General features: G+C 65.1%; 14 protein-coding genes. 1 reads left to right on the top strand and 13 read right to left on the bottom strand.

What is annotated here, in order from left to right; translation table 11 throughout:
* Positions 1-9: 9 nt before the first annotated feature.
* The gene (gene lpxA / locus C7G41_RS24980; protein ID WP_106945005.1) at positions 10-801 is read right to left on the bottom strand and encodes an acyl-ACP--UDP-N-acetylglucosamine O-acyltransferase; all 792 of its coding nucleotides are present in this window, start codon (positions 799-801) and stop codon (positions 10-12) included.
* 175 nt (positions 802-976) lie between these two features.
* On the opposite strand from lpxA, the gene C7G41_RS24975 reads away from it, so the two are divergent.
* Positions 977-1321, top strand: a complete 345-nt coding sequence (locus C7G41_RS24975; protein ID WP_106945004.1) for a KTSC domain-containing protein — start codon at positions 977-979, stop codon at positions 1319-1321.
* A gap of 6 nt (positions 1322-1327) precedes the next feature.
* Here the strand turns inward: C7G41_RS24975 and fabZ are convergent, their stop codons facing one another.
* The 12 genes from fabZ to C7G41_RS24915 form a co-directional block, all read right to left on the bottom strand.
* A complete protein-coding gene (gene fabZ, locus C7G41_RS24970; RefSeq protein ID WP_050992707.1) occupies positions 1328-1744 on the bottom strand; it encodes a 3-hydroxyacyl-ACP dehydratase FabZ in 417 nt (138 codons plus the stop codon).
* A 41-nt stretch (positions 1745-1785) separates the two neighbouring features.
* Positions 1786-2853 carry a UDP-3-O-(3-hydroxymyristoyl)glucosamine N-acyltransferase gene (gene lpxD / locus C7G41_RS24965; protein ID WP_106945003.1) on the bottom strand — a complete coding sequence of 356 codons (1068 nt, stop codon included), beginning with the start codon at positions 2851-2853 and terminating at the stop codon, positions 1786-1788.
* A gap of 125 nt (positions 2854-2978) precedes the next feature.
* Entirely contained in the window at positions 2979-5513 is a 2535-nt protein-coding gene (gene bamA, locus C7G41_RS24960; RefSeq protein WP_106945002.1) for an outer membrane protein assembly factor BamA, read from the bottom strand.
* Between the two features lie 186 nt (positions 5514-5699).
* Positions 5700-6851, bottom strand: coding sequence for an RIP metalloprotease RseP (rseP, locus tag C7G41_RS24955; protein ID WP_106945001.1), 1152 nt, complete (start codon positions 6849-6851; stop codon positions 5700-5702).
* A 44-nt stretch (positions 6852-6895) separates the two neighbouring features.
* Entirely contained in the window at positions 6896-8119 is a 1224-nt protein-coding gene (dxr, locus tag C7G41_RS24950; protein WP_106945000.1) for a 1-deoxy-D-xylulose-5-phosphate reductoisomerase, read from the bottom strand.
* 4 nt (positions 8120-8123) lie between these two features.
* A complete protein-coding gene (locus C7G41_RS24945) occupies positions 8124-8966 on the bottom strand; it encodes a phosphatidate cytidylyltransferase (RefSeq protein WP_106944999.1) in 843 nt (280 codons plus the stop codon).
* Positions 8963-9721: an isoprenyl transferase gene (locus C7G41_RS24940; protein WP_027518195.1), complete on the bottom strand. Its 759-nt coding sequence runs from the start codon at positions 9719-9721 to the stop codon at positions 8963-8965. The genes C7G41_RS24945 and C7G41_RS24940 overlap by 4 nt, the downstream gene beginning before the upstream one ends.
* 114 nt (positions 9722-9835) lie before the next feature.
* Positions 9836-10399 carry a ribosome recycling factor gene (frr, locus tag C7G41_RS24935; protein ID WP_106944998.1) on the bottom strand — a complete coding sequence of 188 codons (564 nt, stop codon included), beginning with the start codon at positions 10397-10399 and terminating at the stop codon, positions 9836-9838.
* A 67-nt stretch (positions 10400-10466) separates the two neighbouring features.
* Positions 10467-11183, bottom strand: coding sequence for a UMP kinase (pyrH, locus tag C7G41_RS24930; RefSeq protein ID WP_007610890.1), 717 nt, complete (start codon positions 11181-11183; stop codon positions 10467-10469).
* A 60-nt stretch (positions 11184-11243) separates the two neighbouring features.
* Positions 11244-12167: a translation elongation factor Ts gene (tsf, locus tag C7G41_RS24925; RefSeq protein ID WP_106944997.1), complete on the bottom strand. Its 924-nt coding sequence runs from the start codon at positions 12165-12167 to the stop codon at positions 11244-11246.
* A 131-nt stretch (positions 12168-12298) separates the two neighbouring features.
* Positions 12299-13291: a 30S ribosomal protein S2 gene (locus C7G41_RS24920; RefSeq protein WP_007610895.1), complete on the bottom strand. Its 993-nt coding sequence runs from the start codon at positions 13289-13291 to the stop codon at positions 12299-12301.
* Positions 13292-13512: 221 nt separating this feature from the next.
* Complete coding sequence (locus tag C7G41_RS24915; protein WP_106944996.1) at positions 13513-16020, bottom strand: caspase family protein; 2508 nt, start codon at positions 16018-16020, stop codon at positions 13513-13515.
* Between the last annotated feature and the right edge of the window lie 162 nt (positions 16021-16182).

The following is a 16182-nucleotide window of genomic DNA, read 5'->3' as shown; positions in this document are numbered from 1 at the left end:
ATCCCATCATCACTTCGCGATGGCGGGAAGACAGAGCGGGCGCTTGCCCTTGCCGATGAAGTCGAGGATTTCGCCGATCGCCGGATCTTCACCGGCGAGCGGCCGCGCCGCCTCCAGCCGTTCGGCAAAGGTAGCGGGGCCATGGAAGAGTTTCTGATAGAACGCGCGCACGGTCGCAAGCCGCTGCTTGGTGAACTTGCGCCGCTTCATGCCGATCAGGTTGAGGCCTTCGAGTACGGCATACTGGCCGTTGACGAGGCCGAACGGAATGACGTCGTCGCGCACGCCGCACACCCCGCCGACCATCACCTGCGGGCCGATGCGGGTGAACTGATGCACCGCGGACAGGCCGCCGATGAAGACGAAATCACCGATCTCGCAGTGACCGCCGAGCGTGGCCGAGGTCGCGAAGATCACGTCGTTGCCGACATGGCAGTCATGGCCGACATGGCTGCAATTCATGAAATAGTTGCGGTCGCCGACCTCTGTGACGCCGCCGCCTGCAACCGTGCCGGCGTTCATGGTCACGGACTCGCGGATCGTGCAGCCCGAACCGATCTTGAGCTTCGTCAATTCGCCACGATAGCTGAGCGATTGCGGCGGCGTGCCGAGCGAGGCGAACGGATAGATGGTGCAATCGTCACCAATCGTGGTCTGCGCGGTGATATGCACATGTCCGATCAGCTTGCAGTTACTGCCGATCACGACATGCGGGCCGATGATGCAATAGGGTCCGATCTCGGTGCCCTCGCCGATCACGGCGCCGTCCGCGATCCGTGCGGTGGGATCAATCTTACTCATCAAGCAATCTGACTCATCAAGAAGGTCTGATTAGGTGTTGAAGTCGCTCGGTTTTCCGCTGGTTAGCGCGACTATGCCCGATCTGTCCAGTGACGTATGATCTCGCCGTGTTTCAAGTGCCGGATGAGGCAGCCTTCCCGGCTCATCAACAAGTTCACGTGGAGCTTCAGGTATCGTGGTCAGGGCCCTGGCACTTCTGCTCGCACAGCTCGTGACCGCGCCGATCGTATCCGAGACGATCGAGACCGCCGAACACCGCCCCATCGACCTCGCGACGTTCGAATGCCGCGACATCAGCCGCAGCACGGTGCTCCAGCGGGTCTGTTATGACCGTGCGCAGCAGGCCCTCGTCGTAGCCGTGGACGGCGCTTACGACCGCTATTGCGGCGTGCCGGTCGACGCGGTCGAGCGCCTGCTGGGCGCACCGTCCATGGGCCAGTTCTTCAACCAGAACATCAAGCGCGAGGTCAGCGGCGGCCGGTACGCGTGCCCTGCACGCGAGCCTATCCAGAGAAGTTAGTCCCGCTCAGTCGGTCAGCATGGCGCCGACATCGGCCTCCGCAACCACCTGGCCGTTTACCTTGGCGTCGCCGTGAAACCACCACATGGCCTTGCGGCGGCCGATCGAGCGCATGTGATATTCGATGGTATCGCCGGGCAGCACCGGCTTGCGGAACTTGCACTTGTCGATGGTCAGGAAATACACCGCGCGCGGCTTCTCGGTGCCCTCGACCGACTTGATGCCGATCACACCCGCAGTCTGCGCCATCGCTTCGATCATCATGACACCGGGATAGACCGGGCGATCGGGAAAATGGCCCTGGAACGGCGGTTCGTTGAAGGTGACGTTCTTGATGCCGATGCCGCTGTAATCGGTGCGGATGTTGATCACGCGATCGATCAGCAGCATCGGAAAACGGTGCGGGAGCGTTTGCAGGATCATGTTGATGTCCACAAGCTCGAACCTGACCGGTGCTTCGTCCGTCACTCCCGTTCCTCCTGCTTCGGATCGGCCTTGCTGTCGCGCGCCAGGCGCTCCACCGCCAAAATTTCCTTGAACCACTGCCTGGTCGGCTTGGCAAAAAAACCACCCCAGCGTCCGTTGGGAGGGACGTCGTCCTTGACGCCACTCATGGCAGTCACCTGAGCTCCATCCCCGATCTTGACGTGATTGTTGATGCCCACCTTCGCTCCCAGCGCCACGTTGTCGCCGAGGGTCAGGCTGCCCGCAAGGCCGATCTGGGCTGCCAGCAGGCAGTGCCGGCCAATGGTCACATTGTGGCCGATCTGGACCTGATTGTCGATTTTGGTCCCCTCGCCGATCACGGTGTCACGCAAGGACCCGCGATCAATGGTGGTGCCGGCGCCGACCTCCACGTTGTTCTGAATCAGCACGCGGCCGGTCTGGGGCACCTTCAGGTGGCCCTCGGGGCCGAAGAAGATGAAGCCGTAGCCGTCCTGGCCGATCGAGCAGCCGGGATGGATCAGCACATCGTTGCCGATCAGCGCGCACTGGATGGCGGTGCGTGCCCCGACATTGCAGTCCCGGCCGATCTTGACGCCGGGCCCGATCACGGCCCCCACACCGATCACTGTGCCGCTGCCGATCTCCACGTCGGGGCCGATCACGGCCAGGGCATCGACGATCACGCCGTCCTCAAGCCTCGCCGTGGGGTCGATGATGGCCGACGGCGCGATGCCGTCGTTGCCGGTCCAGGATTGCGGCCGGAGCGCGTCGCCATGCCACTCCCGCGCGATCCTGACGAAGGCGCGGAACGGCTGTGGCGCCCGCAGCACGGCCACATGCGCGGGCACCCGGGCCTCGAAGCGCGGGCTCACCAGGCAAGCACCGGCCTTGGTCGTCTTGAGCTCATCGGCATATTTGAGATTGTCGAAGAACGTCAGGTGCATCGGGCCGGCTTCGTCGAGCGAAGCAAGACCCCTGATGATTTGGCCGCCCCTGGCGGGATCGACCAGCTCCGCCTTGGTCAGCGTGGCTATGTCAGCCAGCGCTGAGGCGGGCGGCTGTGTGAAGAAGGTCGGCTGCGCCATTCCACCCCGTCGCGGTCCGGCTTCGGCATGAAGCGGCCAAGCCGCATCATGCCTGATCTCCTGGATTGGCACGATCCCTTTCGGAAACCGGCTCCTGTGGTCCGGATCGTGCCGTGCTGATCGAATTAGAACGAGGTGCCGCCGCCGAACCGGAACTCCTGCGTACGGTCGTTCTTGCCCTTGGTCAGCGGCACGGCGTAGTCGAAGCGCAGCGGACCGAACGGCGAGGCCCAGATCAAGCCGACGCCGACCGACGACCGAACGGCATTGCCGTTGTCATACACCAGGCCGGTGCAGGTTCCAGCCGAGGCTGGATTGATGGTCGACGGCGTGCAGCTCGAATTCTTGGTCGTGGTCATTTCGTTGGTCACCGACCACGTCGTCGGGCCTTGATAGTCGAACAGTCCGCCGGCGTCGGCATAGACGGCGCCCTTCAGACCCACTTCCTTCGGCAGGAACCAGAACGGCATCTGCAATTCGAGCGAAGCGCCCCAATATTTGGTGCCGCCAAGCGCGTCCTGCGTGCCGAAGGGGTTCAAATCGCGCGGGCCGATGCCGTTCGGGGCAAAGCCGCGGACGAGGTTCGGGCCCATCTGGAAGTGATCGAGCATGCGCAGATCCTGGCTGCCGATCTTGTTCAGCATGCCGCCCTGGACGCGAGCGAGGCCGACGATATCGGACACCAGCGGAGTGTAGTACTTCGCGTCAACCACAGTCTTCAGGTAGGAGACGTCGCCGCCGACGCCGGCGAAGTCCTGCCGGAAATCGACCAGCAGACCGTCGGTGGGGTTCTTGTTGTTGTCGAGCGTGTTGTAGGTCAACGTGTAGCCGAGCGCCGAGGTCAGGGTCTTGCCGTTGGCAAGCTCCTTGCGCACCGGCAGCGAGGCTTCGCCATCGCTGTAGCAGCCGAGGCCGTTGGTCGAGCTCAGGTCGATCCCATTCGCATTGGCGAAGGCCGGGCTCGGGTTAAAAGCCGCCGTGCCCAAATTGTTATTACAGTTCGCCAGGTAAGACGGCAGCGTGATTTGCTGCTGATAGATCGAGTAGCGCACCTGCAGCGACAGATCTTCACGCAGGGAGAAACCGAGGCGCGGCGAGAAGCCGAGCGTCTTGGTGCCGTAGGAGATGTAGCTGTTGGACCTCTGCTCACGCTGATAGAGGTCGAGACCCAGCGCGACCCGGTAGTCGAGCAGATAGGGTTCGACGAACGACAGCGAATAGCCGCGGGCATACTGGCCGTAGGTCACCGCCGCCTTGGCGAACAGGCCGCGGCCGAGCAAATTGCGTTCGGAGACCGAGACTTCGGCCAGCGCGCCGTCGGTGGTGGAATAACCACCCGAGACCGAGAAGTCGCCGGTCGATTTCTCTTCCATGTCCACGAGCAGGATCACGCGGTCGCTCGACGAGCCGGGCTCCGTCGTGATCTTCACGGTCTTGAAATAGTCGAGGTTCTTCAAGCGACGCTCGGCACGGTCGACCAGCGCGCGGTTGTAGGCATCGCCCTCGGAGACGTCGAACTCGCGACGGATCACGTAGTCGCGGGTGCGGGTGTTGCCGCGCAGGTTGATGCGCTCGATATAGGTGCGCGGGCCCTCGTCGATGTTGAACACGACCGACACGGTGTGCGCCTCGAAGTTGCGGTCGCCGCCGGGACGGACCACGGCGAAGGCATAACCGCGCCGCGAGGCTTCGATCTGCATCTCCTCAACCGATTTCTCGACCGATTCGACGTTGTAGAGCGAACCGACATTGACGCGCGAATAGTTGCGCATCGAGGTGGGATCGAAGTTCGGAATGCTGGAGCGGAAGTCGATCGAGCCGACCCGGTATTGCGAGCCTTCCTCGATCTTGAAGGTGACGTTGAAGCCCTTCTTCTCCGGATCGTATTCGGTGAGCGCGGCCACGACCTGGACGTCGGCGAAACCGTTCTTGAGATAGAAGCGGCGGATCAGGTCGCGGTCGGCCTCGACCCGATCGGGATCGTAAATGTCGCTGCTGGCGAGGAAGCTCAGCAGGTTCGATTCGTGCGTCTTGATGACGTCGCGCAGGCGGTACGACGAGTACGCGTTGTTGCCGACGAACTCGATCGACTTGACGCCGGTCTTGGAGCCTTCCTCGACCGTGAAGATGAGATCGACGCGGTTGTTCGGCTGCTCGATGACTTCGGGCGTGACGCGGACGTCGTAGCGGCCGGAACGGCGATAGATTTCGGCGATGCGCAGCGTGTCGGACTGCACCATGGCGCGGGAGAAGGTGCCGCGCGCCTTGGACTGGACTTCACCGGTGAGCTGCTCGTCCTTGATCTTCTTGTTGCCCTCGAAGGCAATGCGGCCGATCACCGGGTTTTCCACCACGGAGACGACGATCTGGCCACCGGCACCGCGGTTGATCCTGACGTCCTGGAACAGGCCGGTCTCGATCAACGCCTTGAGGCCGTCGTCGATGGCACCCTGATCCAGGCGACCGCCGGGACCCGGCTTGAAGTAGGAGCGGATCGTCTCCACCTCGACCCGGCGATTTCCTTCGACGGAAATCGACTGCACTGTCTGAGCAAGCGCAGACGAAGACACAAAGGCAGCCCCAACCGGGGCAAGCACCGGCGCGCCGAACATGATCAGGGTTGCGAGCAAGCCCCCCCGGAGTCGCAGTCCAAACTTCATTGCGCAACGCGCCCTTATCATTCCGTACCAGACCCAACCCCAACGCCGGTCTGGAGATTCCCCAAGTTCAAGCCGCTTGTAGACAATTTCATCGACGCAGCAAACGGCCGAGCGCGCCGTAATTTCATTTTCATTCCAAGACGTTGCCCAAGAGCAACGCCCGGCAACGCCACAAAAAAGCCCCTATCAGGATGAGGCCATCCGGAGGATGTCGTTATAGGTCGCAAACACCATCAACATCAGCACCAAGCCAAGCCCGATTCGGAACCCCATCTCCTGAGTCCGCTCGGACAGAGGCCGACCACGGGCGACCTCCGCCGCATAGAACATAAGGTGACCGCCATCGAGCAGCGGGATCGGGAACAGATTCAGCAGGCCGATCGACACCGACAGCACCGCGCAGAGGTTGATCACGAACTGGAACCCGGCGCTGGCCGCCTGCCCCGACATCTTGGCAATGCCAAGCACGCCGCTGACCTCGTTCGGATTGCCGTTCCCGACGAACAACGAGCCCAGGAACTTGAAGGTGCTGGTGATGATGAACCAGACCTGTTCAACCCCGATCTTGAGCGCTTCGCCGACGCCGACCGGCGATGTCGAGACCTCACCGGCCTGAGACTTGTGCTCGATGCCGAGCACGCCGAGACGGTGGCTGTTGCCGAAGGGATCCTTGCGCTCGAGCAGCGCCGGCGTCGCGGTCAGCGACACGATGGTGCCGTCTCTCTTGACTTGGAATGCAAGCGGCGAACCGGCATTCATCGCAACCATGCGCTGCATGTCGGCAAAGCTCTCGATCGGCTTGCCGTCGATCTGGACGACGACGTCGCCAATCTTGAAGCCGGCTGCCGCCGCAGCGCCGTCGGCGACGACACCGTCGACGCGCGCGATCGTGCTCGGCTTGCCGTAATACAGCGCCATGCCGGCGAAGATCAGCGCGCCCAAAATGAAATTGGCGATCGGTCCGGCGGCAACGATGGCGGCGCGCGGACCGACTTTCTTGTGATGGAAGCTCCCGGCGCGCTCCTCGGCCGTCATGGCCGCAAGCTTCTCGGACGACGGCGTCGAAGCCTCGCTCTCGTCGCCGAAGAACTTGACGTAGCCGCCGAGCGGGATCGCCGAAATCTTCCAGCGGGTGCCATGGCGGTCGTTGAAGCCGACCAGTTCCGGTCCGAAACCGAGCGAGAAAGTTAACACGCGAACGCCCGCCCAGCGCGCGACCAGGAAATGGCCGAGCTCATGAAAGAACACGACGATGGTCAGGACGAACAGGAAGGGAACCGCGTAGCCGAGGAGCCCATGGCTCAACGTATTGAAACTATGGACGAAAAAGTCGATCATCGAATTCCCTCATCCAGCGCCGCAAGGCCCTGGCCCCGAACCGTCTAGGATGCCTTTAAGGCAATTTGAGGCAATAGGGCGGCAGCCCTATTTCGCGCAACATGGTCAACAGCGATTGCATCGTCGGCTGACGTCAGCGGGGCCTGGTTCCCGCTGCGGAGCCAGTCGTCCAGCGTCGCCTCCACCAGCCGGGCAATCGCCCCGAACCGGATCTTGCCGGCGATGAAGGCGGCGACCGCGACCTCGTTGGCGGCGTTGTAGACGGTGGTCGCCCCCTTCCCGGTGCGGAGCGAATCGAAGGCCAGGCGCAGCCCCGGGAAGCGCTCGAAATCCGGAGCCTCGAAGGTCAACTGGCCGATCTTGGCCAGATCGAGCCTGGCGGCCGGACCCTTGATGCGGTCGGGCCAGCCGAGGCAATGCGCGATCGGCGTGCGCATGTCGGGTGCGCCGAGCTGGGCCACGACCGAGCGATCGGTGAACTCGACCATGCCGTGAATGATCGACTGCGGATGAACGAGGACGTCGATCTCGTCGGGCGAGAGCGCGAACAGATAGGAGGCCTCGATCACCTCGAGCCCCTTGTTCATCATCGAGGCGGAATCGATCGTGATCTTCTGGCCCATGCTCCAGTTCGGATGCTTCAGGGCTTGCGCGAGTGTCGCTTGCTCGATGTCGGCAGGCTTCCAGGTCCGGAACGGGCCGCCGGAGGCCGTGATGATGACCCGGACGAGCTCGTCACGATTGCCCGAGCCTAGCGCCTGGAACAGCGCATTGTGCTCGGAATCCGCCGGCAGGATGCAGGCGCCCGCTTTCGCCGCGCGCTGCATGAAAAAATCACCGGCGCAGACGAGACATTCCTTGTTGGCGAGCGCGACATGCGCGCCGCGATCGACCGCCGCCAGTGCCGGCTTCAGCCCGGCCGCGCCACTCACGGCGGCCATCACCCAATCGGCCGGACGCGCGCCGGCCTCGATCACCGCGCTTTCGCCGGCGCCGCATTCGGTGCCGGTGCCCGCGAGCGCGGCCTTGAGCTCGGCAAACTTGGTGGTGTCGGCGATCGCGACATAGCGCGCGGAAAACTCTTTCGCGAGTTTTGCCAGCGCCTCGACATTGCCGTTCGCCGTCAGCGCCTCGACACGGTAGCGCTCGGGAGAGGCGCGCAGCAGGTCCATCGTGCTGTCGCCGATCGAACCGGTGGCGCCGAGAACCGTGACGCTGCGGACGGTCGACGCCGCAGCCTTGTTGTTACGCAATGGAACCGCGCTCATATGTTCACCAAACCATAAGACCGCTTCCGGCGCTATGCACACCATGGCGGAGGAAGCCGATAATCCATGCCACCAGGATGGCAGCGACAAAACCGTCCAGACGGTCCAATAGCCCGCCGTGGCCGGGAATTAAGTGACTGGAATCCTTGACATCGAAGCGCCGCTTGACCGCGGATTCGAACAGATCGCCGCAGGCCGACACGACCGAAAGGACCGCGGCGACGAGCAGCAATGGAACTATCTTTCCAAGCCCGCAAGCGGCAAAGCCGGCCGCGACCAAAAGGCTCGCGGCAAAGCCGCCGAGCGCCCCTGACCAGGTCTTCTTCGGGCTCACCCGCGGCCACAGCTTCGGTCCGCCGATGCCGCGGCCGGCGAAATAGCCGCCGATATCGGTCGCCCACACCACGAGCAGCACGAACATCAGCGCGGCGAAGCCGTTCACGAGATCCTTCCGCAGCAGGATCGAGGCGAGTAGCGCCGCCGACGCATAGGCGAATCCGGAGGCAGCCCAGATGAACTTGCCCCGCGCGATCACCGTCACGACCGCACCGCCAATGAGGCCGGTGATGATTGCGGTTTTGAGCGCGCCGAAGGCAACGCACAAGCCCATCGTGGCGATGACGATCGTCCCCGCCCCGGTCAGCGCGGTCGAGCCTGCGCCCACCACCATCAGCCATTCCGCGAACAGCCCGATCGACACCAGGGTGACCAGCAGTGCCCATAGCCAGCCGCCGGCATAAGCGAGCGCAATGGCGAGCGGCGCCAGCACCAGCGCTGCGAGGATTCGCATCACGAGATTGCTCGGGGCAGGCTGAGAGCCGGCCGGTGCGGAGTCGGGTTCGCTCACGAGGCGGTTTTCGCGACCAGGCCGCCGAAACGGCGCTCGCGCCTGGCGAATTCGGCGATTGCGCCTTCCAGCGCCGCCTTGTCGAAATCGGGCCAGTGAATCGGCACGAAGACAAGCTCGCTATAGGCGGCCTGCCACATCAGGAAGTTGGACAGGCGCTGCTCGCCACTGGTGCGGATGATGAGATCGGGATCGGGAATGTCGGGCGCGTCGAGATGCGCGCCCAGTGTCTCGGCATCGATCGTGTCAGGATTGCGCCGGCCCTCTGCGACTTCGCGCGCGAGCTTCTGCGCCGCCTTCGCGATCTCCTGGCGCGAACCGTAATTGAAGGCGACGACGAGCGTGAGCCGCGTGTTATCGCGCGTCAGTTCCTCCGCCTCGTTGAGAAGTGCGCAGATGTCGCCTTCCAGCCCGTCCCGCTCGCCGATGATGCGCACCTTGACGCCATCGCGATGCAGGCTCGCCAGATCGTTGCGGATGAAGCGGCGCAACAGGCCGAACAGATCGCCGATCTCGCTCGCCGGGCGCGACCAGTTTTCCGAACTGAAGGAGAAGATGGTGAGATAGCGGATGCCAAGCTCGTGCGACGCGCGAACCACGCGGCGCAGGGCCTCCACGCCGCGGCGATGGCCTTCCGCCCGTGGCAAGCCGCGCGCGGCCGCCCAACGTCCGTTGCCATCCATGATGATGGCGACATGCGCAGGCGCATCGGACCGATCTGGTCCTTCCGTTGCGGGCGCGGCGGCGTTGGACATGAGGCTGCCTTAAAGCATGATCCGGACCCGAAGGGCCGCGTTAGCGCAAAGTGCGAAGCGGTTTTCCGAAAAGATCATGCGCGAACAATAACCTAAAGCGCGATCCATCGCGCTTTAAACGGTGAGGATTTCTTTTTCCTTGGCGGCCAGCAACTGGTCGATCTCGGAGATCGTGCCGTCGGTCGCCTTCTGCACCTCGTCGGCGTGGCGCTTCTGATCGTCCTCGGACATCTCGTGATTCTTCTCGAGCTTCTTGAGAACGTCGAGACCGTCGCGGCGGACATGGCGAGTGGCGACCTTGGCGGCTTCCGCATATTTGTGCGCGACCTTGACGAGCTCCTTGCGACGCTCCTCGTTGAGCTCGGGAATGCGCAGGCGCAGCACCTGGCCTTCGGTCGCCGGCGACAGGCCGAGATTGGAATCGACGATCGCCTTCTCCACCGCCTTGACCATCGACTTGTCCCAGACCTGCACCGAGATCAGGCGCGGTTCCGGCACGCTGACGGTGGCGAGCTGGTTCAGCGGCATATGGCCGCCATAGGCGTCGACCTGCACCGGATCGAGCATCGAGGCGGAGGCGCGACCGGTGCGCAGACCGCCAAGTTCGTGCTTGAGCGACTGGATCGCGCCCTGCATGCGGCGCTTCACTTCGTTGAGGTCGAAATTATCCGTGGCCATCACGTCTCTCCTTCAAAATCCCGGCGACCTCTCCGCACCCTTCCCTCGAGGGCGCAACGACAAGCCGTCAGCCGGCGACAATGGTTCCGTGGCCGCCGCCACGCAGTACAGCGCCGATCGAACCCGGCTCCGCGATCGAGAATACGATGATAGGCAGCGACGTCTCGCGGGCAAGCGCGAAGGCGGTCGCATCCATCACCTTGTAGCCGCCCTCGATCGCCTGCGAATGGGTCAGACGGTCGAATCGGGTCGCCGTCGGGTCCTTCTTCGGGTCGGCCGAGTAAACGCCGTCGACGTTGGTCGCCTTCAGCACCGCCTGGGCGCCGATCTCGGCGGCACGCAGCACCGCGGTCGTGTCGGTGGTGAAGAACGGATTGCCGGTTCCGCCACCCAGCAGCACGATCCGGCCCTCGGCGAGGTATTTATGTGCCGCGGTGCGGGTGAACAGCTCGGAAATCTCGGGCATGACGAAGGCCGACAGGGTGCGCGCCGGCGCGCCCTTGCGCTCGATCGTGGCTTCGAGCGCGAGGCAGTTCATCATCGTAGCGAGCATGCCCATGGTGTCGCCGGTCGGGCGCGACACGCCGCGCGAGGAGACCTCGACGCCGCGAAAGAGATTGCCGCCGCCGATCACGACGGCGACTTCGGTGCCGAGATGGCGGGCTGCGATCAGATCGTCGGCAACCCGGTCGATGGTCGGCTGATCGATGCCAAAACCCTGCGGTCCCGCGAGATATTCGCCGGACAGCTTGATCACGACGCGACGATAGACCGGATCAGTCATGAGCACTTTCCTTGTCCGGGCGCCGCTTCCGGCGGCACGCCGGAAGGAACGTTCCGGCGCTTACTTCTTGCCGCTGGCCGCCGCGACCTCGGCAGCGAAGTCGCTTTCCTGCTTCTCGATTCCCTCACCGAGAGCATAGCGCACAAAGCCCGCGATCTTCACCGCGCCGCCGACCTTGCCTTCGGCTTCCTTCACCGCCTGCGCCACCGACTTGCCGGTGTCGTGGATGAAGGCCTGCTCGAGCAGGCAGACTTCCTTGTAATAGGTCTTCAGGCCGGACTCGACGATCTTCTCGATCACGTTCTCGGGCTTGCCCTGCTGGCGATATTTGTCGGCGAGCACATCCTTCTCGCGCTTGACGACCGCCGGATCGAGACCGGACGGATCGAGCGCCAGCGGGTTGGCGGCCGCGACATGCATCGCGATCTGGCGGCCAAGCGTTGCGAGCTCGTCGGCTTTGCCCGGCGATTCCAGCGCCACGATCACGCCCATCTTGCCGGCGCCCTCGACGACCGCGCCGTGGACGTAGCTCGACACCACGCCCTGGCTGACTTCGAGCGAGGCTGCGCGGCGCAGCGTCATGTTCTCGCCGATGGTGGCGATCGCGTCATTGATCGCAGTTTCGATCGTGACGTCGCCGACCTTGGCGGCTTTGATCTTCTCGACATCGGCGCCGACGTTGAATGCGACCTGGGCGATCATCTTGACGAGGCCCTGAAACTGGCCGTTGCGCGCGACGAAATCGGTCTCGGAATTGACCTCGACCACGACGCCCTTGTTGCCCTTGATGAGCGCGCCGATCAGCCCCTCGGCGGCGACGCGGCCCGACTTCTTGGCGGCCTTCGACAGGCCCTTCTTGCGCAGCCAATCCTGCGCCGCTTCCATGTTGCCGTCGTTTTCGGTCAGCGCGGCCTTGCAGTCCATCATGCCTGCGCCGGTCGACTCGCGCAGGTCCTTGACCATCGCAGCTGTGATCGTTGCCATCGTTCAAAATCCTTTTTGCCTGCCGGTTTGCCGCGGCGCGGCCAGATCGCCTCGCCGCGGTCCATCTCAGGAATTCGCGTCAACTGAAATGGTGGCCGGAGCTAGTCCGGCCAACCCATCGCTCTTTTTGACTATTCCGCTTCCGCGGTCAGGGCCTTGGCCTTGGCCACCCAGGCGTCCGCGCGGCTCGGCAGGCCGACTTCTTCGCCGATCTTGTGCGCGGTGTCGTGATCGAGCTCGGCCAGCTGCCAGAAGTGGAAGATGCCGAGGTCGTTGAACTTCTTCTCGATCGCGCCCGACACGCCCGGGAGCTTCTTGAGGTCGTCGGAGGTGCCGCGCGGACCGGCGAGGCCCTGGAAGCCGCTCGTGGCGGCGGGCAGTTCTTCTGCGACCGGCCGAACCGAAGCGCCGACGTCGATGCCGGAATCGCCCTGGGCGCGCGAAATGCCGTCAATCGCTGCGCGCGCGATCAGATCGCAATAAAGCGCGATCGCGCGGCCGGCGTCGTCATTTCCCGGCACCACATAGGTGATGCCCTTCGGATCCGAATTGGTGTCGACGATCGCGGCCACCGGGATGTTGAGCCGCTGGGCTTCCTGGATCGCGATGTCTTCCTTGTTGGTGTCGATCACGAAGATCAGGTCGGGCAGACCGCCCATGTCCTTGATGCCGCCGAGCGAGCGGTCGAGCTTGTCGCGCTCGCGCTGAAGCGTCAGGCGCTCCTTCTTGGTGTAGGAGGAGGCATCGCCGCCGGCGAGCACGTCGTCGAGATGACGCAGGCGCTTGATCGAGCCCGAGATCGTCTTCCAGTTGGTCAGCGTGCCGCCGAGCCAGCGCGAATTGACGAAGTACTGAGCGCAGCGCTTGGCCGCGTCGGCAACGCCGTCCTGCGCCTGGCGCTTGGTGCCGACGAACAGGATGCGGCCGCCCTTGGCGACGGTGTCGCTGACCGCCTGCAAGGCGTTATGCAGCAACGGCACGGTCTGCGCGAGGTCGACGATGTGGATGTTGTTGCGAGCGCCGAAAATGAACGGCGCCATTTTCGGATTCCAGCGGTGAGACTGGTGACCAAAGTGCACGCCGGCTTCGAGGAGCTGACGCATAGTGAAATCGGGTAGTGCCATCGTTCTAATTCTCCGGTTGGTTCCTCCGGAAGCGTGTGAGCAGAACGGAGCGTTGTCGCCCCGGCTGCCACCGGACGGCCTTGTGAGCCATGCTTCCGTGTGAGATGGCGCGGTGTATAGCGCGATTCCGGCCAGAAGCAAGGGAATAAGGGCCTTTCCGGGCGGCTTTCGCCCGCGAGAGGCCCCCTTCCGTAAGGACCACGCTGCGGCCTAGTCGCTGCCTAGCATCTGGGCTGGTTCGGCGGGCACTTCTTTGCCGCCGGCGGCGGGGCCGGAGGACGCGGTGGGGGTGCTGCCGGGCGCGGCGGCGGCGGTGGCGCGACGGCCATCCGGGGCGGCGGAGGTGGCGCCGGCCGAGCGACCGGCGGCGGCGGCGCGGGTCGCGCCATTGGCGGCGGCGCGGGCCGGGCAACCGCCACGGGCGGAGCCACCCGTGCCGGTGGCGGCGGCGCAATACGCGGCGGAGGTGGAGGCGTCGGCCGCGCCACGGCCTGAGGCCGCGGTGGTGGTGCCGACGGCCGGGCGGCCTGGGCGGGAGCAGCGGTCGGCTGATGCTGCGGCCGGATCGGCTCCCGCGCCGCCGAGGGCGGCGGCGTGATCGGTCGTCCAACTGCGCCCGGAGGCGTGCGGGCAGCAGGCGGCGAACCAGCCGGCTCGCGGGTCGCGGACTTGCCATGGTCCCCGGGCCCGGTCCCGGGCGGGGCCTGTGCCACCGGCGGCTTCGGCGGTTGACCGGGCAGAGCGGCCGGGTTTGCCCCCGCGGGCGCAGTCGCCGGCGCGGCGGCGGTCGGCGTACCGGGATGGGCTTGCGGCGTGGTGCCGGGAGCAGCAGTCGTCGGTGCTCCCGCAGGCGCTCCCGGATGGGTCGGCAGCGGCGCGCCGGGTGCAGTGGCCGTCGGCAGCCCCGGTTTGCCGCCCGGCAGTGGCCCGGCTCCCGCTGGCGGTACAGGTGGACCGCCATGGGTGCCGGGAACCGGCAGCGTGTTGGCTTGGGGCAGCTTGGCCGGCGGCGTCGCAGGTGGAGTGGCAAGGGGTGTAGCAAGTGGTGCAGCAGGTGGCGTCCCGGTCGGCGCGACATTGGCCGGCGTCGCCGGAGGCGTTCCGGGCCTCGCCGTCGGCTGCATCGTCGCGCTCGGCGGCATCGGCGCCTTGCCCTGCTGGATCAGGGCGGCGCGCTGGACGGCGGCCTGCGGCATGGCTGGACCGGCCGGATTGGTGCGCCCGGCAATGGCCGGCGTGAGATTGCCCGGTCCGGCACCCGCCCCCGCCGGCGGTGCCGGCGGCTGGTTGATCACCGTGTTGATGACCGTCCTATTATGGATGTTCTGATAGATGATGTTGTTCGGCGGCGCTGCGACATAGACCGGCGGCCTGACGAACACAGGGATCGGCACGAACATCGGCTGCGGCAGCACGAACAGGCCGATCACCGGCATCGGCGGCGACAGCACGACGAAATCCGGCGGCGGCGGCGGCAGATAGTAGACCGGCGGCGGCGGTGGCGGCGCGAAGCCAAAATCCGGATCGCTGAAATACAGCACGGGACGGTCGACATAGACCACCTCCTCCGGCGGAGGTGGCAGCACGTCGTAGTCGATCATCGCGAAGCTCGGCGGCGGCTCGGCCGGCGCGGTGAGAATCGCCAGGCGCCGGCGCGCATCCGCCGCATGCGGACCGCGCGAATAGCGACGCAGATACGACCAATAGGCTTCCGGCGTGTCGGTGCGATAGGTCCGCCGCCAGGTGATGGCCTCGCGGCGCGCGGCGACGATCACCATCACGCGCTTCGACAGCGGGTCGCCGGGATAGGCGGTGAGAAACTCTTCATAGGCCGGTAGCGTGTCGCGCGTGAGCGCGGCCGCATAGGCATCCTGCACGCCGAGATCGCGGATCGGCTTGTTGCGGATCGCAGCGACCTGATCGGGCGCGGCCTCAGGCGGCGGCGCATCGGGCCCGCGCTCGAAGAACGAGAATTGCGCCGATATCTTCTGCTCGTTCCAAGGCACCTGCGCGCCCTTGCTGGCCTCGTTGACGCGCAGGCGAACGCGGTCGAACACCTCAGGCAGCGGCAGGCCGCCGGTGCGGATCATCTCCGCCAGCGACTGCGCATAGATGCCGTAAGGTCCGGGCTCCTCGGGCGCCACCGTGCCGGGGGCGGCGTTGAACGCGATCAGCATGTTGGCGTCGGGCTCGACCAGCGCAAGTCCGCCCGCGATCTGCTGGCCGCCCTCCACGAAGGGCTGCGCCCGCGCGGCGTCGAGCACGACGATGTTGGCCTTGAGCGGAACGGAGGCGAGCTGGCGGAGATAATCGCCGATGCGCAAGCCTTCGGTCGGAATGTCGGTGTCGCGGGTGATATTGGAATCGACGGGGATGAAGTAATTCTCACCGGCGAGTTGCACGCCATAGCCGGCGAGATAGACCATCGCAACGGTGCCCGGGCCGGAGGCCTGCGCCTTCTGGATGAAATCGCGAAAGCTCTTGCGCAGTGTGTCGCCGTCGAGATCGCGGGCGCCGACGACGTCGAAGCCCGCCGCCTGCAGCGTCTGCGCGATCAGGCCGGCATCGTTTGCCGTCGTCGCCAGCGGCGACTTGGCATAGGCGCCGTTGCCGACCACGAGCGCGATGCGCTTTTCCTGCTGCTGCGCACGCGCCGGATCCGGCGCGCCCGCGGTGAGGAGCAAGATCGGCAGTAGAAGGCCGACGAAAACTCTGAGCGTCCCACGCATGGCTTGCTTGCCCGTTTTTGTTGTTGAGGTGCCGCCACGCATCAGACGCGCGGCGAGCTGAATGGTACTTGAACGAAAGGCTTCCAAATAGCGAAGCCTTGGATTGAGGCGGTGGGATGGCACCCCGCTCCGGCGTCAGCTCCGCGTAAGCGACGCGGCGAC

This window comes from Bradyrhizobium sp. MOS002 (assembly GCF_003020115.1).
In the GTDB taxonomy this organism is placed as follows: Bacteria; Pseudomonadota; Alphaproteobacteria; order Rhizobiales; family Xanthobacteraceae; genus Bradyrhizobium.
This window is presented reverse-complemented; position numbering and strand designations above follow the sequence as displayed.

What these genes read in the sequence shown, in the direction of transcription:
- pyrH (WP_007610890.1), bottom strand. Translation starts at nt 11,183, where the DNA reads ATGACTGATCCGGTCTATCGTCGCGTCGTGATCAAGCTGTCCGGCGAA.
- frr (WP_106944998.1), bottom strand. Translation starts at nt 10,399, where the DNA reads ATGGCCACGGATAATTTCGACCTCAACGAAGTGAAGCGCCGCATGCAG.
- rseP (WP_106945001.1), bottom strand. Translation starts at nt 6,851, where the DNA reads ATGATCGACTTTTTCGTCCATAGTTTCAATACGTTGAGCCATGGGCTC.
- C7G41_RS24920 (WP_007610895.1), bottom strand. Translation starts at nt 13,291, where the DNA reads ATGGCACTACCCGATTTCACTATGCGTCAGCTCCTCGAAGCCGGCGTG.
- lpxA (WP_106945005.1), bottom strand. Translation starts at nt 801, where the DNA reads ATGAGTAAGATTGATCCCACCGCACGGATCGCGGACGGCGCCGTGATC.
- lpxD (WP_106945003.1), bottom strand. Translation starts at nt 2,853, where the DNA reads ATGGCGCAGCCGACCTTCTTCACACAGCCGCCCGCCTCAGCGCTGGCT.
- tsf (WP_106944997.1), bottom strand. Translation starts at nt 12,167, where the DNA reads ATGGCAACGATCACAGCTGCGATGGTCAAGGACCTGCGCGAGTCGACC.
- dxr (WP_106945000.1), bottom strand. Translation starts at nt 8,119, where the DNA reads ATGAGCGCGGTTCCATTGCGTAACAACAAGGCTGCGGCGTCGACCGTC.
- C7G41_RS24915 (WP_106944996.1), bottom strand. Translation starts at nt 16,020, where the DNA reads ATGCGTGGGACGCTCAGAGTTTTCGTCGGCCTTCTACTGCCGATCTTG.
- fabZ (WP_050992707.1), bottom strand. Translation starts at nt 1,744, where the DNA reads ATGATCCTGCAAACGCTCCCGCACCGTTTTCCGATGCTGCTGATCGAT.
- bamA (WP_106945002.1), bottom strand. Translation starts at nt 5,513, where the DNA reads ATGAAGTTTGGACTGCGACTCCGGGGGGGCTTGCTCGCAACCCTGATC.
- C7G41_RS24940 (WP_027518195.1), bottom strand. Translation starts at nt 9,721, where the DNA reads ATGTCCAACGCCGCCGCGCCCGCAACGGAAGGACCAGATCGGTCCGAT.